This is a genomic window from Bryocella sp., assembly GCF_058498515.1.
On the sequence record NZ_JBMHYI010000047.1, the window covers coordinates 493,299 to 514,711 of the forward strand.

Annotated in this window: 18 protein-coding genes; 14 read left to right on the forward strand and 4 right to left on the reverse strand. The window is 62.3% G+C overall.

Annotated features, from left to right (window positions below; all coding sequences use genetic code 11):
• Positions 1-12: 12 nt before the first annotated feature.
• Positions 13-1,395 carry an asparagine--tRNA ligase gene (asnS, locus tag AC5E6W_RS15420; RefSeq protein ID WP_491753205.1) on the forward strand — a complete coding sequence of 461 codons (1,383 nt, stop codon included), beginning with the start codon at positions 13-15 and terminating at the stop codon, positions 1,393-1,395.
• Between the two features lie 138 nt (positions 1,396-1,533).
• Here asnS and AC5E6W_RS15425 read toward each other — a convergent pair whose 3' ends face one another.
• Both AC5E6W_RS15425 and AC5E6W_RS15430 read right to left on the reverse strand, forming a co-directional pair.
• Positions 1,534-2,064 carry a DinB family protein gene (locus tag AC5E6W_RS15425; RefSeq protein ID WP_491753206.1) on the reverse strand — a complete coding sequence of 177 codons (531 nt, stop codon included), beginning with the start codon at positions 2,062-2,064 and terminating at the stop codon, positions 1,534-1,536.
• A gap of 224 nt (positions 2,065-2,288) precedes the next feature.
• Positions 2,289-3,323 (reverse strand): Atu2307/SP_0267 family LLM class monooxygenase, encoded by a 1,035-nt coding sequence (locus AC5E6W_RS15430; RefSeq protein WP_491753207.1) that lies wholly within the window; start codon positions 3,321-3,323, stop codon positions 2,289-2,291.
• A 99-nt stretch (positions 3,324-3,422) separates the two neighbouring features.
• Between AC5E6W_RS15430 and AC5E6W_RS15435 the strand changes: the two genes are divergently transcribed.
• From AC5E6W_RS15435 to AC5E6W_RS15470, 8 genes are all read left to right on the forward strand, one after another.
• The gene (locus AC5E6W_RS15435) at positions 3,423-4,172 is read left to right on the forward strand and encodes an MgtC/SapB family protein (RefSeq protein ID WP_491753208.1); all 750 of its coding nucleotides are present in this window, start codon (positions 3,423-3,425) and stop codon (positions 4,170-4,172) included.
• 99 nt (positions 4,173-4,271) lie between these two features.
• Positions 4,272-5,372, forward strand: a complete 1,101-nt coding sequence (ychF, locus tag AC5E6W_RS15440) for a redox-regulated ATPase YchF (RefSeq protein WP_491753209.1) — start codon at positions 4,272-4,274, stop codon at positions 5,370-5,372.
• A 266-nt stretch (positions 5,373-5,638) separates the two neighbouring features.
• Complete coding sequence (locus tag AC5E6W_RS15445) at positions 5,639-6,787, forward strand: D-alanine--D-alanine ligase family protein (protein WP_491753210.1); 1,149 nt, start codon at positions 5,639-5,641, stop codon at positions 6,785-6,787.
• 101 nt (positions 6,788-6,888) lie between these two features.
• Positions 6,889-8,115: a threonine ammonia-lyase gene (gene ilvA / locus AC5E6W_RS15450; RefSeq protein ID WP_491753211.1), complete on the forward strand. Its 1,227-nt coding sequence runs from the start codon at positions 6,889-6,891 to the stop codon at positions 8,113-8,115.
• Between the two features lie 180 nt (positions 8,116-8,295).
• On the forward strand, positions 8,296-9,285 hold the full coding sequence (gene mltG, locus AC5E6W_RS15455; RefSeq protein WP_491753212.1) for an endolytic transglycosylase MltG: 990 nt from the start codon (positions 8,296-8,298) through the stop codon (positions 9,283-9,285).
• Positions 9,286-9,999: 714 nt separating this feature from the next.
• On the forward strand, positions 10,000-10,644 hold the full coding sequence (locus tag AC5E6W_RS15460) for a hypothetical protein (RefSeq protein WP_491753213.1): 645 nt from the start codon (positions 10,000-10,002) through the stop codon (positions 10,642-10,644).
• A gap of 235 nt (positions 10,645-10,879) precedes the next feature.
• Positions 10,880-11,071, forward strand: coding sequence for a hypothetical protein (locus tag AC5E6W_RS15465; protein ID WP_491753214.1), 192 nt, complete (start codon positions 10,880-10,882; stop codon positions 11,069-11,071).
• A 178-nt stretch (positions 11,072-11,249) separates the two neighbouring features.
• On the forward strand, positions 11,250-12,056 hold the full coding sequence (locus AC5E6W_RS15470; protein WP_491753215.1) for a hypothetical protein: 807 nt from the start codon (positions 11,250-11,252) through the stop codon (positions 12,054-12,056).
• Positions 12,057-12,220: 164 nt separating this feature from the next.
• On the opposite strand, the gene AC5E6W_RS15475 is transcribed toward AC5E6W_RS15470, so the two are convergent.
• Together AC5E6W_RS15475 and AC5E6W_RS15480 are read right to left on the reverse strand one after the other, a co-directional pair.
• On the reverse strand, positions 12,221-13,261 hold the full coding sequence (locus AC5E6W_RS15475; RefSeq protein ID WP_491753216.1) for a Gfo/Idh/MocA family protein: 1,041 nt from the start codon (positions 13,259-13,261) through the stop codon (positions 12,221-12,223).
• A gap of 2 nt (positions 13,262-13,263) precedes the next feature.
• On the reverse strand, positions 13,264-13,488 hold the full coding sequence (locus AC5E6W_RS15480) for a hypothetical protein (RefSeq protein WP_491753217.1): 225 nt from the start codon (positions 13,486-13,488) through the stop codon (positions 13,264-13,266).
• Positions 13,489-13,717: 229 nt separating this feature from the next.
• On the opposite strand from AC5E6W_RS15480, the gene AC5E6W_RS15485 reads away from it, so the two are divergent.
• From AC5E6W_RS15485 to AC5E6W_RS15505, 5 genes are all read left to right on the forward strand, one after another.
• On the forward strand, positions 13,718-13,906 hold the full coding sequence (locus tag AC5E6W_RS15485; RefSeq protein ID WP_491753218.1) for a hypothetical protein: 189 nt from the start codon (positions 13,718-13,720) through the stop codon (positions 13,904-13,906).
• 150 nt (positions 13,907-14,056) lie between these two features.
• Complete coding sequence (locus tag AC5E6W_RS15490; RefSeq protein ID WP_491753219.1) at positions 14,057-17,794, forward strand: hypothetical protein; 3,738 nt, start codon at positions 14,057-14,059, stop codon at positions 17,792-17,794.
• Between the two features lie 343 nt (positions 17,795-18,137).
• A complete protein-coding gene (locus AC5E6W_RS15495) occupies positions 18,138-19,424 on the forward strand; it encodes a terminase large subunit (protein ID WP_491753220.1) in 1,287 nt (428 codons plus the stop codon).
• Positions 19,425-19,512: 88 nt separating this feature from the next.
• The gene (locus AC5E6W_RS15500) at positions 19,513-20,379 is read left to right on the forward strand and encodes a HipA family kinase (RefSeq protein WP_491753221.1); all 867 of its coding nucleotides are present in this window, start codon (positions 19,513-19,515) and stop codon (positions 20,377-20,379) included.
• Between the two features lie 22 nt (positions 20,380-20,401).
• Positions 20,402-21,391, forward strand: coding sequence for a phytanoyl-CoA dioxygenase family protein (locus AC5E6W_RS15505; RefSeq protein ID WP_491753222.1), 990 nt, complete (start codon positions 20,402-20,404; stop codon positions 21,389-21,391).
• Positions 21,392-21,413: the final 22 nt, after the last annotated feature.

The following is a 21,413-nucleotide window of genomic DNA, read 5'->3' on the forward strand; positions in this document are numbered from 1 at the left end:
ACTTAATGCTGTATGTCGAGCGAAATTACACCTCCCGTTCTTGAAGCTGCGAGCGCCCACGAAGCGCCAATTACAACCATTGCCACGATTGGTCAGCACGAAGGGCAGCGTGTGACGCTGCTGGGCTGGCTGTACAACCTGCGCAGCTCGGGCAAGCTGCTGTTTCCAACATTCCGGGATGGGTCGGGGACGATCCAGGGCATTGTGCCGAAGGCAGCGGTGCCTGAGGCAGTGTTCGAGACACTGAAGGGGCTGACGCTCGAGTCGAGCGTGGTGGTGATTGGCAAGGTGCGTGCGGACTCGCGGGCTCCGTCGGGTTATGAGCTGGACGTTGAAGACGTGACGGTGACGCAGCGTATTGCGGATGACACGCCGTATCCGATCCAGTTGAAGGAAGCGGGGGTCGAGTTCCTGATGGAGCATCGGCACCTGTGGGTGCGGACGCCGCGGCAGTCGGCGATTCTGCGGGTGCGGGCGACGATCATGCGCGCGGCGGCGGAGTACTTCGACACGAACGGGTACACGCGGACCGATCCGCCGATCCTGACGCCGAATGCTTGTGAGGGAACGAGCGAGCTGTTCGAGATGGATTACTTCGACGACGAGAAGGCCTACCTGACACAGAGCGGGCAGTTGTACATCGAGGCGACGGCGCTGGCGCTGGGCAAGGTGTACTCGTTTGGGCCGACGTTCCGGGCGGAGAAGTCGAAGACGCGGCGGCATCTGACGGAGTTCTGGATGATCGAGCCGGAGGTCGCGTACATGGACCTCGAAGGGCTGATGGAAATGGCCGAGGGATTCCTGCGGCACATTGTCACGAGGGTGCTGGAGACACATCGTGGCGCGGACCTGAAGCTGATCGGCAAGGATGAGGCGAAGCTGGAGGCGATCGTGAGCGAGGGGGCGTTCCCGAAGCTGACGTACGACGAGGCGCACGCGATGCTGAAGGAAGCCTATGCGGCGGGAAAGATCGAGAAGCCGCATGAGTATGGCGACGACTTTGGGTCGCCGGATGAGACGTATATCTCAAGCCAGTACGACAAACCGGTGATGGTGCATCGGTATCCTGCGGCGGTGAAGGCGTTCTACATGCAGCCCGATCCGAAGGATCCGACGAAGGCGCTGTGTGTGGATGTGCTGGCGCCGGAGGGTTATGGCGAGATCATTGGCGGGTCGCAGCGCGTGGACTCGTATGACCTATTGAAGGAGCGGATTGAGGCGCATGGGCTGCCGCTGGCAGCGTTCCAGTGGTATCTCGACCTGCGCAAGTATGGCAGCGTGCCGCACTCGGGATTTGGGATGGGCATTGAGCGCTGCGTGGCATGGCTGTGCGGGCTGGAGCATGTGCGCGAGACGATTCCGTTTGCTCGGACACTGAATAGGATTTATCCGTAGGGAATTGCGTGCGTGAGGAATGAAGTAGGGGCGAGCTTCGGCTCGCCCCTTCTTCATTACGTGGCCGTGGTGGTGAAGCAGAAGCGTTCCGAGGCTGAGAACGAGAAGGGCAAGGACAACGATCAGATCAGGCTTAGGCTACTTCTCGGAGGCGCTGGGGGGTGTGATGCCCTTGAGGCGCATGTAGGTGGCTAGCTGGGCGTACTGCTCGTTGTCGTGGGAGACGTTGCCCCAGAGGAGGCTGACGCGGGTGCGCTTGACGGGGCCGGCGGATAGGAGGTCGAGGGCGTTGGCGTCCGTGATGGAGGCGTAGGCCTTGTCGCAGGCGTCGAAGGAGGCCTTGAGAGCGGCGACGATCTCGGGCTTGGGTGCGGTCTCGGCGGGGGTCTTCGGCATGTCGGCGGCGGGTGTGCCGTTGACGATGCCGCAGCTGCGGACCTGGGCTTCGATGACGTGGGTGAGGATGCGCGCGAAGGCACGGATGTCGGGGGTGGGCTTGTAGCCGTAGAGGTCGGCGGGCATCTTGTCGGCGGACTTGAGGATGTTGTCCTTGAGGCCGTTGTAGCTGCGATTCACTTCAGGGCCGATTCCGGGGGTTGGAGGCGCGGTCTGGGCATTCGCGGCCAGGGTGGCGGCGAGCAGGGCTGCGGAGAGAACGATCATGCGCATGGTGGAGTTCCTCGGGAACAGGGTATCCGGGGAGAGGGGAAACTGGAGAGAAAACTCGATTGAGTTTCGAGCTTTGAGCTGCCAATCGTGAGGTTGCTAGATGCAAATGACGCTATTGGGCATTGAAGGGAAGCAGATTTCCTTCGGAAATGAGAACAAGAAAGGCAAGAACCGATCTGGGCGCTCGCGAGGCTCAGGGCCAGGATGACGATTCGGAGCCAGGGCTAAAGCAGAGGTTTGAGCTGGGTGCCCATCAGCTCGATGGAGCGGAGAACCTTGTCGTGGGAGAGCGTGCCTCCGGAGATCATGAAGGTGACACGGGAGATGCCGCCGAGGTCCGTGGAGACGCGTTTGATTTTGGCCGCGACGGTAGCAGGTGAGCCAACGAGAAAGGCTCCGGTGGGGCCGCGCTGGGCGTCGAAGGCGGCACGGGAGGTAGGACCCCAGCCGCGTTCGCGGCCGATCCGGGAGAAGGTGTGTTGATAGGCGGGCCAGAGCTGGTCTGCGGCCTGGTCGTCGGTGTCGGCGAGGTAGCCGATGCAGTGGAGGGCTACGTCGAGGGTGGAACCGGCTTGTCCCCGGGGAGCATGGCCGGCTCGCTCTGCGGCCTGGTAGTAGAGGTCGATGAGCGGGCGGAAGCGGTGGGGTTCTCCGCCGATGATGGCGACGGTAAGTGGGAGACCGAGAGCTCCGGCTCGGGCGAAGGATGCGGGCGTTCCACCGACGCCGAGGCGGATGGGTAGCGGGTTCTGTACGGGGCGGGGCCAGGCTCCCTGGCCGGTGAGCGAGGCGCGATGGTGGCCTTCCCAGTGGACGTGGACGTCGTCGCGGAGAGCCAGCAGGAGGTCGAGCTTCTCGGCGAAGAGCTCGTCGTAGAACTTGGTGTCGTAGCCGAAGAGTGGATAGGACTCGATGAAGGAGCCGCGGCCGACGATGATTTCGGCCCGGCCGTTGGAGATGAGGTCGACGGTGGCGAACTGCTGGAAGACGCGCACCGGGTCATCGGACGAGAGGACGGTGACGGCGCTGGCGACGCGGATGTTCTTCGTGCGGGCAGCGATGGCGGCGAGCAGGATGGCCGGGGCACTGGCGACGTACTCTTCGCGATGGTGCTCGCCGATGGCGTAGATGTCGAGGCCGACGCGGTCGGCGAGCTCAGCCTCTTCGAGGAGCTGGGCGACGCGTTCTGCGGAGTTGCGGGCGAGGGGGTCGTCGGGGGTGACGACGCGCTCCACGAAGGTATCGATTCCGATTTGCATGGCTTAAGCAAGATGCTAGCGGGTGCCAGGTCGATTCGGCGCACGGCGGCGGACTTCGTGTACATGATGGCGTGATGGGCGCGGGATATGCTTCCAGGGATGATGGTTGCGATGATCCTGCCTCCGGCGCGTGAGTTGGTCGAGCACTCAGTCCTGTACCTGCGACAGACGACGGTGGTGCGCCTGGTAATTGCGATGGTGCTGGGGGTTTGCATCGGTGCGGAGCGGCAGTGGCGGCAACGGGCTGCGGGGCTTCGCACGAACACACTGGTGTGCCTGGGGGCGGCGACCTTTGTGGACCTGGGGCTTTCGGTGGCTCCGAACACAACACAGGTGATTGCGTACGTGGTGTCGGGCGTCGGGTTCCTGGGTGCGGGCGCGATCATGAAGGACGGGGCGAACGTGCGTGGGCTGAACACGGCAGCGACGCTATGGTGCTCAGCGGCAGTAGGCGCCTGCGTGGGCGCGGGCGAGCTGCTGGACGCGGTCTTTGTGACAGTGCTGCTGATAGGGATCAACTCGGGGCTGCGGCCGTTGTCGCGTTTCATCGACCAGAGGTCCCTGGCTGCGCTGAACCCACACGCGTTTTATCGGCTAAGGATGTTGTGCGAGCAAGGACATCAGCAGGAAGCGGAGGAGGCGCTGACAAAAGGCGCGGACTATCATTCGCTCGTCCTGAAGACCTTGCGTACCGAGAGCAACAAAGAGACACAAACGCTGCTGCTGCAGGCTGTGCTGGAGTCTCATGCGCGGGACAATGCGGCTCTGCAGGAGCTGGCGAGCGAGCTGCGACGGCTGCCCTGGGTGGAGTCGGTGGATGTCGAGGGGACGGATCCCGAGGCGGAGTAGGGTTGGGGAATTGGGGACCAGATGCCAGACGGCAGTTGGCGAGATGCCATTGGAACGTGGCTGCATGTTCCAATAGAGATGAAGGAATACTGACGAACTATGCCATTGAATTGTGGAATCGTTGGGCTGCCGAATGTGGGCAAGTCCACCATCTTTAACGCGCTGACGTCCGCCGAGGCGCAGGCCGCGAATTATCCGTTCTGCACGATCGATCCCAACGTTGGCATTGTGCCTGTTCCCGATGCGCGCATGGACCGCATTGTGACGATGGTGAAGCCGAACTCGATTGTCCCGACGACGATGGAGTTTGTGGACATCGCGGGCATTGTGGAGGGCGCGAGCAAGGGCGAGGGTCTGGGGAACCAGTTTCTGTCGCACATCCGGCAGACGGACGCGATCCTGCATGTGGTGCGGTGCTTTGCGGACGATGAAGTGATCCACGTGGCGGGCAAGGTGGATCCGCTGAGCGACATTGACGTGATCAACACCGAGCTGATGCTGGCGGACCTCGATACGGTAGAGAAGCGCGCGACGAAGGCGGAGAAGGCTGCAAAGAGCGCGAGTGCGACGCCGGCGCAGAAGAGCGAGTGGTCGGCGATTACGAAGCTTCGCGAGACGCTGGGTGAAGGCAAGCCCGCCCGCGTCGCGGAGCTGACCGATGATGAGAAACTCGTCGCACGCGACCTGTTCCTGATCACGATGAAGCCGATGCTGTATGTGGCGAACGTGGATGATGCCTCGCTAGTAAACGGCAATGCGTACACGGAGAAGGTGAAGACTCGCGCTGCGGAAGAGGGCAGCGAGGTGGTGCTGATCTGCGGCGCGATGGAGGCCGAGATCTCGCAGCTGGAGCCGGAGGAGCGCAAGGAATTTCTGGCCGAGCTGGGGATGGAGGAGCCGGGGCTGAACCGGCTGATCCATGCGGCGTATCGGCTGCTGGGGTTGATCACGTACTTCACTTCGGGCGTGCAGGAGGTGCGGGCGTGGACGATCAAGCGCGGCACGAAGGCTCCGGGAGCAGCGGGTGTGATTCACACGGACTTCGAGCGCGGGTTCATCAAGGCGGAGTGCTATAGCTGCGAGGATCTGTTCCGACTGGGCAGCGAGCAGGCGGTGAAGGAAGCCGGGTTGCTGCGTCAGGAAGGCAAGGAGTACGTGGTGAAGGATGGGGACATTTTATTTTTCAAGTTCAATGTGTAGGAGCAGTGAGTAGAGGGCAGTGAGTAGAGAGTAGAGGGCTTCGTCCGTGAGGGCGAGGCCCTTAGCGTTTTGGGTGACGATGCCGTTCGCTGCACTGGCGCACTTGTTCGTGGGTTCGAGAAGCAGATTCTCTTCGGGAAGGACAACCAGAAAGGCAAAGGCAAGAACGAAGGCGGAGGCAGAGGCAAAGATTGGGTGATTGAGTTTCGGGTTACGGGCTTTGAGTTTTCAGTTGATGTGGGAGTGCGGCGGCGTAGGCTGTGGGAATGGCGAAGAAGAAGCTGCGGGTGGGTGTGTTATTCGGAGGCCGGAGTGGCGAGCATGAGGTGTCGCTCAAGTCAGCGCGGTCGATTTTGAAAGCAATCGATCGGAAGAAGTATGACGTGGTCGAGCTGGGGATCGCGAAGGATGGACGTTGGCTGCAGGGGACGGCGGCGCAGGGGTTGCTCGGCGCGCCAGCGGCCGAAAAGCAGGTCTTTCGCGTTGCTCAGGATGACAAACACGATGGTGGCCTGACGATTGCGGCGGCTGCGGCGGAGCCGGGTGCGACGACGGGGCTGGACATCGTGTTTCCAGTGCTGCACGGCACGTTTGGCGAAGATGGGACGATCCAGGGCTTGTTTGAGCTGGCGGACGTGGCGTATGTGGGCTCGGGTGTGTTGGGGTCGGCCGCGGGCATGGACAAGGATGTGATGAAGCGGCTGTTCCTGGCCGCCGGCCTGCCGGTGACGCCGCATGTGACAGTGCTGCGTGCCGAGTGGAAGGCCGATGCGAAGAAGGTTCGCAAGCAGATTGAGAAGTCGCTCGAGTATCCGGTGTTTGTGAAGCCGGCGAACCTGGGCAGCTCGGTGGGGATCAGCAAGGTGCACGACCGCAGTGAGCTGGATGCGGCGATGAACCTCGCGGCGCAGTTCGACCGGAAGATCGTGGTGGAGCAGGGCGTGGGAGGGCCGGGGGTGAAGCCTCGCGAGCTCGAGGTGGCGGTGCTGGGCAATGATGTAGTCGAGGCTAGCGTGGTTGGCGAGATCGTTCCGGCGAAGGAGTTCTATGACTATGAGGCCAAGTACGAGCTGAGCGGCCCGGACGAGAGTGTGTCGATCATTCCGGCAGAGCTGACGAAAGCTGAGGAGAAGACGATTCGCGCGATGGCAATCGAGGCGTTCAAGGCTTGCGACTGCGCGGGACTGGCGCGGGTGGACTTCCTCATGGCACCTGCACGGGGCAAGGGCAAGAAGGGTAAGGCTGCCGAGATCGTGCTAAACGAGGTCAACACGATGCCGGGGTTCACCTCGATCAGCATGTACCCGAAGCTGTGGAGCGCTAGTGGGGTGAAGTATTCCAAGCTCATCGACCGGCTGATTGAGCTGGGGCTGGAGCGCCACGCGGAGAAGATGGCGACGAGCTTTAGCAAGTAGCAGAGGGCAGCGGCTGCGCCGTTAGCGGGCTTCGCCCGGTAGCGCTTCGCGTTAGCCACTGCCGTGGCGCTTTGTTGTTTTGTCGGAGCTACGATAGAAGGATGAGCAGCGGAAAGTCATTGAGTCTGGCGGATGTGCTTACGGCGCGTGAGCGGCTGGCCGGATCGATCTATTACTCGCCATGTGCGAACTCGCGAACGCTATCGCGGATGACAGGGCAGGACGTTTACCTGAAGCTTGAGAACCTGCAGATGACAGGGAGTTTCAAGGAGCGCGGCGCGCTGAACAAAATCGCGACGCTAACTGGGGAGCAGGCAGCGCGCGGCGTGGTGGCTGCCTCCGCAGGCAATCATGCGCAGGGTGTGGCGTATCACGCTACGCAGCGGGGAATTCGGTCGGTGATTGTGATGCCGCTGACGACTCCGCTGGTGAAGGTGCAGGCGACGCGCGGGTTTGGCGCGGAGGTCGTGCTGCATGGCGCCAACTACGATGCGGCCTGCGACGAAGCGACACGGCTGTGCAAAGAGCAGGGCATGGTGTTCATCCATCCGTTCGATGACCCGCTGGTGATGGCAGGGCAGGGGACGATCGGGCTCGAACTGCTGGAACAGGTGCCAGGACTCGAGGCAGTGGTGGTGCCGATCGGCGGCGGTGGCCTGATTGGCGGCATTGCGTGCGCATTGAAGGAGAGCAACCCGAAGATTCGCGTGGTAGGTGTGCAGACGGCGAAGCTTCCTTCGATGCAAGAGGCCGTCCGCGAACATCATCCGGTGACGTTGGAACCGGCGATGACGATTGCGGATGGCATCGCGGTACGGCGCGCGGGCGATGTGACGTATCCGGTGGTGGCGAAGTATGTCGACGAGATCGTCACCGTCGAAGAGGATGAGATTGCGAGCGCGATTCTAACGCTGCTGGAGCGGGAGAAGACGCTGGCCGAGGGTGCCGGTGCGACGGCGCTGGCGGCGTTGCTGCAGCAACGAACGTCGCTGCCGAAGGGCACGAAGACGGCGGTGCTGGTGTGCGGCGGCAATATTGACGTGACGCTGCTAAGCCGGATTATCGAGCGAGGCCTGGTGCAGGATGGCCGCATGATTCGGCTGCGGATTCACCTGCTGGACAAGCCGGGAGCTCTCCTGGAGCTGACGGAGATCATCGCGAAGCATCGCGTGAACATTGTGGATACGCTGTATAACCGGGCTTATTACGGTGTGAACCTTGGCGACACGACGATTGATATCACGATGGAGACACGCGGACGCGAGCAGGTGGATGAGCTGCTAGTGGCGTTGACGACGGCTGGATATCGGCATAGCAGGGTGTTGTAGGGCAGGGGCTGCGCGGTTGGCCATGCTGGGGCGCTGTCAACGAAAGTGCCGATCGTATTTAGGGCTTTGAGCTTGGAGTCTCGAGTCACTGGCTGTGAGGTGGGGAAGCTGGGTCGTCACTGGGTCGGATTGGATGCGGATCGAATCGGGATGCGGTGGCATTCTTAGAACGAGGGTGCGATGAGGCTGCTGACGATTCTGCTGTTGACGGTCCTGCTGGTGGCTGGAGTGGGCGGGTTTGAGCTGCTGATGCCGTATGGACCCAAGGCAGAGCAGTTTGTCGAGGTTGCAACGGGGACCTCGACTGCGGGGATTGCGCAGCAGATGCAGCAGGCGGGGGTCATTCGCAGTGCTTGGGTGTTTGAGGCGCTCAAGCTGCTTGAGACGGAGCGGCATGGCCGACAGACTCTGAAGGCTGGGGAGTACCGCTTCGATCATCCGGATAGTCTGTGGCATGTGTACTCGCGTATCGAGCATGGGGACGTGTTCACGCTGACGGTTGTGATTCCTGAGGGGTACAACATCTTCGACGTGGCGGCTGCGGTGCAGGCAGCAGGGTTGGGGAAGGCGGATGAGTTCCTGGCGGCGGAGCGGAAGCATACGGAGCTGGTGAAACCATGGAATCCGCAGGCGGGGTCGGTTGAGGGGTACTTGTTTCCGGCGACGTACAAGTTTGGGCGGCACGCTACGCCGCTGCTGATGTTGTCGACGATGGTGGCGAAGTTTGCGGTGGAGGCTCGGCGGCTGGGGCTGAAGGGGAACGTGAACCGGACAGTGACGATGGCGTCTCTGGCCGAGAAGGAGGTTCACCTGGCGAGTGAGCGACCCGAGGTTGTCGGAGTCTTCGAGAATCGGTTGGCGCAGGGAATGCCGTTGCAAACGGACCCGACGGTGACCTATGCATCGTTGCTGAACGGGACTTGGACGGGCGTGATCCATCAGAGCGAGTTGAAGGCGGACTCGCCGTACAACACCTATGTGCATCCGGGGCTGCCTCCGGGGCCGATCTGTAGCCCAGGACTGGCGGCGCTGGCGGCTGCGGTGCATCCGGCGAGCACGGAGAACCTGTACTTTGTGGCGGACGCGAACGGTGCGACCAGGTTTGCGAAGAGCCTGAAGGAACATGCCGGCAATGTCGAGGCCTACCGAGCGGCCGCAGGGCAGAAGTAAATACAGCGAGAACGAGCGGGCTTCGCCCGGTAGCACTTCGTGTCAGCAGCTTCGCGGGCACGGCTGCGGCGTTGCGGCGTCTGGAGTGTTCACGGGGGGAAGGCCGTCCCGGAACGGGAATGATTGTGTTGTGGAAGCCTGAAGCGCAAGGAATTGTGGCTAACTCGGTTCCGAATTGAACTTGGGGAGCGAAGCCTCCTAAGCACGGCGAACATTAGGCGAAATAGCTCACGTATAAGCTCAATGTTTTCAGTCAAGTGTTTGATTTTTTAGAAGATCGGGACGCTCGCCGGTGCGCGGAAGTTTGGCGTTGACAGCGTGGGGGACCGGGCCTATAACCGCAGAACTTTCCCCGGGCGAGTGGGGCGAGTTATCCGAAATGGGATAGCCGGTTCTATTTCAGGACAGATAGGGAGAGATCCAGATCGCAAAGGTCCGGCAGTATTTTTCCTGGAAGGACCTTTGTCGAGCGACGCAAACCGGCCTTGGTGTGCCGTGGATTGGGCAAGACAGCCTGACTGCGAGCGGACCGAGGCTGCTCAACCTCTGAGCGAGCCCCTTCGACCGATGCAAAATCACGAGGCTCGCCGGGGAAGGCTGTGCGTGGAGAAGGAATATGAATCGTTTTCGCGTGGAATTGAAGGTGTGTGAAGCCTGCGGGGCGCTGTGGACGCGGACCGCGACGGATGGTGTGTACTGCCGAGGATGCGCGTTGTGGCTTTCGGAATTTCCAGCGGCAAGGATGCAACGGAAGCCTGGGAAAAAGCGGAAGCTGGCGGTCGTCGCGGGAGGTGCGCAATGAGCAAGATACTGGCATGGAAGACGAAGGCAGCACAGCCGGAGAGCTGCACTAAGGTTGAGAACCGAGACCTCGCAGAGGTGAGGGAAGGAACGACGGGCGGGGTGGTATCAACGCTGCCGAAGGTGTGGGCGGTGGCGGCGACGCCAGCGATCCGGCGAGAGGCCCCGCAGCCGGAACTGGCGTTCTATAGGAAGTACACCGAGGCGATGTTGCGCCGCTACCTGCGGCTGTCGATGGAGGCCGGGAGGGTGCCGTCCCTGCTGGGGAGAGCGCTGTTTCGAGGCAATGTGACGAGCTACCGGGTGAGGAGCTTCGAGGACGTGGTGATCTTCTGCTACGACGTGGAGCGGTGCCTGGCGGAACTCGATGCTGGGGAGAAAGACCTGATCAAGCGGATCGCGCTGCAGGAGTACACGCAAGGTGAGGCAGCGTCGATGCTTGGAATGAGTGTGCGGACCTGCATCCGGCGGTATGGAGCAGCACTGGACCATTTGACGGCGGTCTTTCTGCGGCTGCGTTTACTCGAGCCTCTGGCGGCATGTCAAGGGGGACAATAGCGGCGGAGCCGCGTAACGCGTTGCAATGATGGATGTTATTTGCGGAACTTTGCTGGCATAGTGGGTTGCCGGAGGCTGCTATTCTGGATATGTAACTGAGGGCGGTGGACCTGAGGGTCTGCCGCCCTCTTTGTTTGCCGGGGTGGTGATGAGGGCGAAGAGGCGTACGGGGGAAGTTGGGGAGCCGCCTAGGGAGAAGGCCGGTAAGATGCGGGCCTCTGGGTGCCGGAAGTTGATGCGGGAGACGCTGGCGGCAGAGTACGGGGAGATTCTTGGGGCTTTTGTAAGGGTGGCGAAGAAGGGCAGCGCGGCGCACATGAAGCTGGCGACGGAGCTGTTACAGAAGAAAACCGCGGTGGCGAGGCGGCGGGGCGGAAGTGCGGCACGGCTGTTGCGGGAGCTGAAGGGACGCGACCGGTTGGCGTGATGCCGGGCTGGCTTCGCGGGTGATCGATGGATTTCGAGGACGTATCAGTGCATCCCATGAGGTGCATGGTGAGTCGATATACTGAAGGTCTGGCTGAATGAGGAATTTCAAGGCATTACCGGTTGTGGTTGTGGGGGTTTGCCTGGGGTTGACCGGGTGTTTCCACACGACTCGAACGGTGCAGAAGGTACAGGCGCCCGAGACGTTCAAGACGGCGAGCGTGCAGGAGCTGGAGAAACAGGTTTCTGACCGTGCGGCGGCGATGAAGACGCTGAGCGCGTCGGTGATGATCACGGCGAGCACGGGTGGCGGCAAAGAGGGTTCGGTGACGACGTACACGTCGTTTCGCGGATACATCTTTGTGCGCCAGCCGGCGGACCTACGGGTGATTCTGCAGCTGCCGGTGATTGGATCGCGGGCCTTGGACATGGTGAGCGACGGCAAGACATTTACGCTGATCATTCCGCCGCGGAACAAGGCGATCATCGGGACGAACGAAGTGACGTCACCGTCGAAGAACGGGTTGGAGAATCTGCGGCCATCGGTGTTTCTGGATTCGCTGCTCATTCGCGGGATCGGGCCGGATGAATTTGTGTCGCTGACGGAATCGACGAGGACGCTGCCGCAACAGCCGAGACAGAAGTTCGTGGTGGAAGAGCCGGATTACGATCTCACGGTAATGAGGCGGAAAGATGGGAACATCCTGATGCCATTGCGGGTGATCCACATCAGCCGGGTGACGATGCTGCCGTACCGGCAGGATATCTTCGACGCCCAGGGCCGGGTGGAGACGCAGGCGGAGTACGAGAACTACCAGGAGTACAACGGGCAGCAGTTTGCGTCGAAGATCACGATCCGGCGGCCGTTGGATGAGTATTCTCTGCAGATCGATGTGACGAAGCTGACTCTGAACGATGTGCTGGAGGATGACCAGTTCATTCCACCGAAGATTCAGCCCGGGATGACGGTGCAGAAGATGCAGTAAAGGCATGGGAGCTTCGGCTCCCATTTTGCTTGGGGGAACGGGAACGGACGAGCATTCGATCGAGTTGTGAGTTGCCAGAGAGCTGATGCGCCTCTGGCTTCTTTCTTTGCCCAGCAGATCCCTTTCGGGATGACCCCCGCCAGAGATGGCCAGCGATGGGCTGGCTAGATCAGGCCGGCGCGGTGGGCGTGGGCAGCGATCTGCTGGTTGATCTCGAGGGCGAGGGCGAGGGCAGCGCGACCGGCATCGCCAGAAACGCGGGGAGTGGTGCGGTCGCGCACGGCCTGGAGGAAGTCTTCGATCTCGAGGCGCAGGGGTTCGGCTTTCTCGAGGTCGAGCTTTTCCAGGGAGAGACCGGGTGAAGGGTGCTGGCCTGAAGATGCAAGATGCGAGCTGCGAGATGCGGCGACGAGCTGAGCCAGCTGTTCGGGGGTGACGCCGGCGACGTCGATGGCGAGGAGTTCCTGTCGGGCGAAGTCGAGCGACAGGTACTGGCGGGGTTGGAAGAGTCGAAGCTTGCGGACCTGCTCGGTGGAGATGCGGCTGGCGGTGAAGTTGGCGACGCAGCCGGAGTCGAACTCGACGCGGACGTTGGCGATGTCTACCTTGTGCGAGAGCACGGGCAGGCCGACGGCGCGGACCTCCTTCACCGGGGACTGCGTGAGGGAGAGGACGATATCGAGGTCGTGGATCATGAGGTCCAGGACGACATCGACGTCGAGCGAACGAGCTGTGAAGATGCTGAGGCGGTGAGCCTCGAAGAACATGGGCCGGTTGAGGCGCTGGATGGTGGCGGTGACGGCGGGGTTGAAGCGCTCTAGATGTCCCACCGCGACTACGCGGGCGCGCTCGCGCGCGCAGGAGAGGATGCGATCGGCATCGGCGAGTGTGGCGGCGAAGGGTTTCTCGATGAGGACGTCGAGGCCGGCGGTGATGAGTTGTTCGGCAACGGCTGCGTGGTGGATGGTGGGGACGCAGACGCTGGCTGCATCGAGGCGAAGGTTCGCTGCGAGTAGCGTGTCAACGGAGGCGTAGCCGGGGACGACGAAGCGTTCGCTGGCCAGGGCGAGGTTCTGCTCGCTGAGGTCAACGACGGCCACGAGCTCGACGAAATCGGGATGCGCGGCCTGGAGCTCGCGATAGACGCGGAGATGATTGCGACCGAAAGAGCCAGCGCCGATGACGGCTACGCGGATGGGCGGCACGGCTACTTCTTCGTGGAGGACGTGGGGGACTCGACGGCTTCGCGGCAGCGTGCGTAGAGCTCGAAGATCTGGGTGACGGCGTCTTCAGGTTTGGTGGAAGACGGGATGCCGAAGCCGGTGGCGGGTGTGGTGCTGCGGCTGAGGTTGGCGTGGCCTGCGACGAACTTGAGCAGGTCGAGCGCGATGTCTTCAGAGCGCCGGGACGAAGAGTTAGAGCTGGAATCCATGGACTGCCTTTCGGGGGAGCGATGATGCCACGCCCTAAGGGCGATGGTATCGGGAGCGTGGATGAGGGTGCAAGGGAGCAGCGCTTCGCGTTCGTCGGGCGTGGCCCGAAGCGCTTCGCGTTGGCGGCTTCGCCGTTCGCGGCCGTGGCGCCGGGGTTAAGAGAAGAAATGTTGGCCGGATTTTGAGTTTTGGGCTGGGAGTTTCGGGTTAAGGAGATGGAGGAGAGCGATGACAAAAGAAGAGCTGCAGACGGTGCTGGGTTACGTGAACATTGGCTTGGCGGTGGCGCACAACATTGGGGTGTCGGTGGGGCACTTTGGGGATACGGATTTTGTGCAGCTGGCGCAGGCAGTGAACTCGTTGCTGCTCAGTGCGGTGGCTCCGAAGCCGGCGGTCGTGACGACGGCGGCGAGTTAGGGCCTCTCTATCCGAGAAGCAGATGCTTTTCGGGGATGACAGAAGGACCAGGAAAACGAATGGATGCGGGGATGGGCTTCGGTCCATCCCCATTTGTTTTGCAACGGGCAGTTGGGTATGGGCCGACAGCGGCTTGAGCCTGGAGGGGTGATGAGGGCAGTAGCGCGAGGTTTGACGCTCGTGGGGCTTGTGCTGGTATGGGCGGCGGGATTGATGGCCGCCGTGGCGCAGGCTCCTTCGACGATGGTGCAGGACACGGTGTACCGAGCGGACGGGACGGCTGCGGGCGGTACGGTGGTAATCAGCTGGGGGACGTTCACGACGACAGGTGGCACGGTGGTGGCGGCTGGGTCGACAACGGTGAACCTGGGAACGGGCGGATTGCTGAGTGTTGCCCTGGTGCCGAATGCCAATTCGACGCCGATGGGGAACTATTACACGGCGGTGTTCCACCTGAACGACGGGACGACGAGCCGACAGTATTGGGTGGTCCCGTACGCGGTGGCAGGCAGCGGTCCGGCGAAGCTGGCGGGTATTACGAACAGTGTGCTGCCCACGACGGTTGCGATGCAGACAGTGTCGAAAGCGTATGTGGACAATGCGGTTTCAGCGGCGCTGACAGGGACTCCAGCGGACTCATCGCCCTATGTGCTGAAGGCGGGCGATACGATGACGGGCCCGCTGGTATTACCGGCAGATCCCGTAAGTGCGAATCAGGCGGCAGACAAGAACTACGTAGACGAGAATGTTGCTGCAGTTTCCGCGGGACTGGGGCAGAAAGTGAGCCTGTTTCCGTCGAGCACGCAGGTGGTCTCGCAGCCGGCCGGGACGCAGCTTGAGGTGAACAGTCTGAACGGCGAGCTATATGCGAGCCAGTATGTCAGCGGCGGCGGGAGCAATGGGATCCAGAACGCGTTGAGCTCTACGGCTTGTACGGGTGGATGCACGGTGGATGTGGAGCCGACGTATGCGAGTGGTGAGCTGCCGAATGTGAGCACGATGGCGTCTCAGACGCAGGTGATCGATCGGAGGATGGGAGCGACGTCCCAGACGTCGGTGAATCCGTTGCTGCTGCAATCGAACGAGACGGCGGCGGCCAGCTTGAACCAGTTAGAGACGATCTCCGCGCCGGCATTTCAGGTGCTTCGTCCGGGTGCGAGCGGCGTGGACGGACGCGACATGGTGTTGTCGAACCAGGCGGCGACAGGCGGATCGAACCAATATCCTGAGTCGATTGAGACGGTGCCGTACTTCAAGAGCACGTATGGCGTGCTGGAGATGACGGGCATCTATAACACGCAGGGCCAGCATATACAGGCCATCAACGATATCAACTGCTATAGCGTGGGCGACTGCCTAGCGGGCAGCATGTTCCTGGTATCGTCAGGCGGATATCGTGACGAGGCAGATGAGGGAGCACACCCGTTCGACCTGCAGGTGAAGGAGGATTCGAACGTCTTCGCCGGCACATGTGCTTCGGGATGCACAACGGGATCGACGACTGTGACCGTGGCGGCCAGTTCAGCCGGCGGCACAGAGGGCGATGGGCGATTCCTGATCGATAAGAACCCTGCGAAGACGATCACGACGGGGCAGATCGTGTCGGGGAGCAAGACAATCCTGGGCATCGCGACGTTCAGCGGGACGAGCTTCCCGGTGAGCACGTTCCTGCAGACGTCGCAGGCGGCGACATCGCAGGCCGCGAACCTATCGCCGGGGACGGTGACGTTGAGTATTGCAACGACGGGCGTCCCGAGCGGGTTCGCGACGAATACGGCGGCGGTGGCGGCGAGCGGTGTGGCGTGCGTGACCGATGTGGTCAACAACGGCCAGGAGTTCCCCAACTTCGAGATGGCGAATTACAGCGTCGTCGACGGAACTCATGTGCAGCTAACACTGACGAAGGTCCATAACACGGGCGCTGTGCTGGCCGTGGGTGGTCTGTGTGGCTATGGGCTGGAGCAGACTGTGGATACCGTGATGGGCCTGCGTCAGTTGTTTCCGGTGGCGGGATCGATCAGCGCGACGAGCTTGTACTACGCGGACGGGAACACGCCGATCATAGGCGGCTCGACGTCACAGATGGCGGCCACGACGAGCGGATTTCTGAACTACACCGGTGCTCTCACCTCGCTGGTGCGCAGCGGCAATGTAGTGACGGCGACGACGGCGGCGAACCTTCCGGTCGACCTGAACGGGTTGACGCTGACGATTGGTGGAGCGGCGGATTCGAGTTACAACGGAAGTTACTTCGTGATAACGACGGGGCCGAATACATTCACGTATGCGAATACCGGGGCGAACAGCACGACAACCGGGGGAACGGCGAGTGTGCTGAATGGCGGGTTCGTGCTGTATCCGATGGCCGAGGTAGTGAGCGTGCTGGACACGGCAACGAACTCGATAGACGGAACGCTGACGCTGGGACCGAATACGGCGGCATGGGCGACGGGCGATGCTGTGGAGCAGCCGCATTACTACCAGCAACTGGTGGATGCCGACACGGAGCTGATCTCGCAGTTCGTGCCGAAGCCGATCCAATACTCGAGCGCGGGCAAGTTTTATGGGGGAACGGTAGGACCAGGCACGCGCGGCTGGGAGATTGCGAACGGAGCTGGTGCCGGCGCCTATCTGGGAGCCGGCGGCACGCATCGTCCTCCGGACGATGCTTACAAGGCGACGGGCGTGTGGAACAACGACCTCGAGGTCGATGCGGGCGCGAGCTCTGTACTGCGGATCAACTGCAATCTGCATGGGTGCGGTCGATGGGACTCGACGTATGCGGTGCTGGATATGGTATCGCGGGTGGGTGAGGACTTCCTGTTCTACGCACCGCAGTCGAACACGATGACATGGAGCCTGGGGGGGCAGATGTACTCGATGAGCCCCACGAGCCTGACGGCTCCGACGGTGAATTCGACGACGATCAATGCGACCACGGTGAATGCAACGACACTGACGGGGAGTGTGGGAGCTGGGTCGATCACGAGTGGAACCATCGCTGCAGCGCGGCTTCCGGTGTTTGGCCCGAGTGGGCCGAGCCATGCTGTGGGTGCGGTGCCGGATCCGGGCGCGACGGCGGGTGCGACCCGCTACCTACGAGAGGACGGGACATGGACGGCCCCTTCGAGCGGCGGCAGCATGACGTGGCCGAGTGCTCCGGGGGTCGCAGTGTATGCGGGAAGCAACGCGTGGGGGACGTCGCTGATAGCACCAGCGAGTGCGTTGGTGGGCGTGAGCGACACACAGACGCTGACGAACAAGAGCCTGGCAGCGAGCGAGATCAACTCGGGAACCCTCAGCACTTCGGTGATCCCCACGACGCTTCCGTTTGCGTCGCTTCAGTCGAGCAACGGCAGCCAGTACGGTACTGTCGCGCAGGGCAGCTCGACGGCGTCGATAACGGCGTCGCGCAATGTGGGAGCAGGGGATGCGGTCGCTGCGATGGCGGTCCAGCTGACAGCTGGAACAGGTGACGTGCTCGATCTGATGGTGGGCTCCAATAAGAGCGCGTTTTTCGACGGGACGAACGCCAGCCTGCATGTGGCGGGTCTCTATCACCCGACGAACTCAAACAACGCCAATGTCGTGTTCGGAACCAATGGCGTCACAGCCACTCACAACATCAATGATGCGAACCCTGCGCTGACTGCCTATAACCAGGGCGCGACTGCTACGGGAGACATCTTCGACGTCAAGAACTCTACGGGGGTGGTCGCAAAGTTCACACAGCAGGGTGCTCTGCAGGAGACACCGTCTGGAACGCAGCCCACCTGCAGCTCCACAACCGAGGGCATCTTCTGGTACACGAAGGGGTCGGGAAGCACGAATGGAAGTCTGCAGGTGTGCCAGGACCAATCGGGAACGTTCAGCTGGGTGACGCACTAAGAAGCGTCGACGGGTCTCCGGCGTGAGCGCGTGGGGATAGTTTGTGGCGGATGGAGCGGAGACCCGCATCCCGTGTGGAGGCGAGGATGCGGGTCTCTCCGTTCTCCGGGAAGATGCAGTCGGGCGGGGTTGGGGTGAGTGTGTGGGGAGGGAAAGTGAGATCGCGGCTCTGGTTGAGCTCGGCCGCCGGCTTGAAAGGCCGGGAGAGCTCATCCGAGTGGCGGGGCATTGGCTTGTTGTTCGCGGGCGATCAGGGGCCCTGGCCCGGTTACGGGCAAACGAAGCGCAGCGAAGGTTCGAAGAGCGGTGCGGACGCAGGAACATTGTTCTGAAGGCCCGGCAGATGGGCATGACGACATGGGTGTCGGGAAGATTCTTTCTGAGGACGATTACGCATCCTGGCACGATGTCGATGCTGGTAGCGCAGAGTCGAAGTGCGGCGGAGGGAATGTTCCGCACAGTACACCGCATGTGGGAAGGTCTGCCGGAAGACCTGCGTGAGGGAGTGTTGCGCAGGAGCCGGGCCAGTGTGGGCAGGATGGTGTTTCCGGAGCTCGACAGCGAGATGTGCGTAGGCAGCGCAAGCGATGCGAGTGTGGGCCGCGGCGTGAGCCTGCAGAACCTTCATTGCAGCGAGGTGAGCCGGTGGCCAGGGGATGGTGCGGAGACGCTGGCAGGGTTGAAAGCGGCGCTGGTTCCGGACGGCGAGATGGTACTGGAGAGCACACCGAATGGAGCTTACGGGGCGTTCTACGACGAGTGGAGAGCGGGGACCGATGAGGCTGGAGAACCAGAGGCGCTAGTGCGGCACTTCTTTCCGTGGTGGCTGGAGGAGCGATACGTCGGGCCTGAGGTTTCGCAGGCCTCGATGGGAGAGACGGAGATCGAGCTCGTCAAGCGCTCTGGGCTGAGCGAGGCTCAGATCGGGTTCCGGCGGGGGCTGCAGAAGAGCTTCGGAGCGTTGCGATCGCAGGAGTTTGCGGAGGATGCGGTGAGCTGCTTCCGGGCGAGCGGAGCGTGCTGCTTCGACGCGGAAGCTTTGGAGCGGCGGCTGGAGGAGCTGGGCGAGCCGGCGGAACGAAGGCGGAACGGGGCGCTGTGGGTATGGCTGGCTGCACGTGCCGCGAAAGAGTACATCGTGGCGGTGGATAGCGCGGGCGGCGGAGCGGATGGAGATTTCGCCGCGGTGCAGGTGATCGAGGTTCGGACGGGGCTGCAGTGTGCGGAGCTTCGGGAGAGGCTGGGACCGGCAGAGACGGCAAGCGTGTCAGCTGAGCTGGCACGAGAGTATGGCGGGGCGATGGTGGCGGTGGAGCGCAACAACCACGGCAGCGCGGTGCTGGCGTATCTCGAGACGAGGGAGCGATACGCGCGCTTGTACGAAAGCGGTGGCGAGCGGGGATGGTTGACGAGCTCGGCGACGCGGCCGGAGATGATTGCCCGGCTGCGGGTGCTGCTGGAGCAGGCTCCGGGGCGATTCCTGAGCCGGAGGCTGCTGGAAGAGTGCAGGACGTTTGTCGCGGGGCGCGATGGCCGGATGAGTGCCACAGCGGGATCGCACGATGACCTGGTGATGGCGATGGGGATCGCGCAAGCGGTGCGAGAGGAAGTTCTGAGTGCTTCGCGTTAGCCATCGTGCCGGTAGCGAGGCGATCGAATCGCGGGGATGGGGTAGAGTAATCGCCAGTAGGCCCATGTAGAGAAGATGAGGGTGAAGCTTGGCGGTCACTGCGGTGCAAGCGGTGCAGCGGATGCGGGGCGGAGCGCAGAGTCAGCTGATGCTGTGCGACGACGGTCTGCTGTGGGTGGTGAAGTTCCGGAACAATCCGCAGCATGTGCGGGTGCTGGCGAATGAGTTACTGGCGACTCGGATCGCGGAGGCGGTGGGTCTGACGGTGCCGAAGACCGAGGTGGTCGAGGTGAGTCCGTGGCTGGTGGAGAAGAGTCCGCAGTTGATGGTGCAGGGGGCCCGGGGCGCGTGGGAGCCTTGTGTGGCGGGGCTGCAATTCGGAAGTCGGTTTGTTGGCGGGTTGATGCCGGGGCAGGTTGTGGACTACCTGCCGGAGTCGCAGATGGCCGAGGTGCGGAACCTGGGCGAGTTTGCGGGCATGCTGTTGGTGGACAAGTGGACGGGCAACTGCAATGGACGGCAGGCGGTGTTCGAGCGCAGGCCTCGGGAGCGGCGGTACCGCGCAGTGTTTATCGACCAGGGATACTGCTTCAACGCGGGAGAGTGGAGCTTTCCGAACTCGCCGTTGCGCGGGGTGTATGGGCGGAACCTGGTGTATGAAAGGGTGCGTGGCTGGGAGAGCTTTGAACCCTGGTTGAGTGCGATTGAGGAGTTTCCAGGGGAGCGGCTTTGGGAGATTGCCGAGGTCGTTCCACCGGAGTGGTACGGCGGAGACGTGCATGAGGTCGAGCGCCTGGTGGAGATGCTGTTGAAACGGCGTTCGTGGGTGCGGGAGCTGGTGGAGGCGTTCCGGGTGTCAGATCGGGAGCCGTTTCCCAATTGGGGCATCGCGTCAGCCCAGATTGGACTCTCGCGATCTTCGAATCCCGGGACGAAGGGATTCGTGGTGATGTAGCTTGGCAGACGGCGGAGGGTTGGTGGCTACGATCACGAGCAACACGCTGCTGGGAATTGACTACCTGCAGGAGTACCTGCGGCGAAAACTCGAGGCGTCTGAAAGACGCGAGCGAAGCGATGACCTGGACTTCGCGCTGCTCAGCGGGCTGCATCTTCCGCTCCGCGAGACATTGCAGTTTCTCTGTCGGGAGCGTCCTTCCTTAGAAGCGTTCGAGACGTGGATTATGGCGCAGAACGACGGCACGATGGACGAAGGCGAGCTGGATCGGCTGCGGCGTGCGCTTGCCGGGGAAGAGGTCGGATCTGCGGTCGGCAGCCTGGAGGGTGTTGAGGGCCTCACTGAAGCTGAGCTGCAGCACTGGGATGAGCAAGGGTATGTGATCCTGCGCAACGCGGTCTCGCCGGAACAGGCGAAGCATGCGGAGCGAGCGGTGTATGAGTACCTGGGCGCGAGTCCGGAGAATCCGGAGAGTTGGTACCGCAACAATCAGGGCCACAGCATATGGGTTTCGCTGTACCAGCATCCTGCGATGTGGGCCAATCGCCGCTCGCGGCGGATTACCAAGGCGTTTGCGCAGCTATGGGGGCGTGAGGATCTCTGGGTGACGGTCGACCAGGCGGGACTGAATCCCCCGGAGCGTCCGGGATGGCCATTTCCTGGGCCACACATGCATTGGGATACCACGCTGGCTCCTCCGCACTACTTCGGGGTGCAGGGCATCCTGTATCTTGCCGACACGGCAGAGGAGCAGGGCGCCTTCACGTGCCATCCCGGGTTTCATCGAAGGCTGGAAGACTGGCTGGCGTCGTTGCCCGAGGGTGCAGATCCTCGGACGGCTATCCTCCGTGAACCCGGAGCGAAAGCGATTGCGGCGAATGCAGGAGATCTGGTGATCTGGCATCACTCCTTGCCGCACGGAAGCAGCCCCAATCGAGCGTCGCGTCCGAGGGTCGCGCAGTATCTCATGATGCAACCGACGCGGTGGCAATATCACACGAAGTGGTTGTAGTTGCGATGGTTTGGCGGAGCGA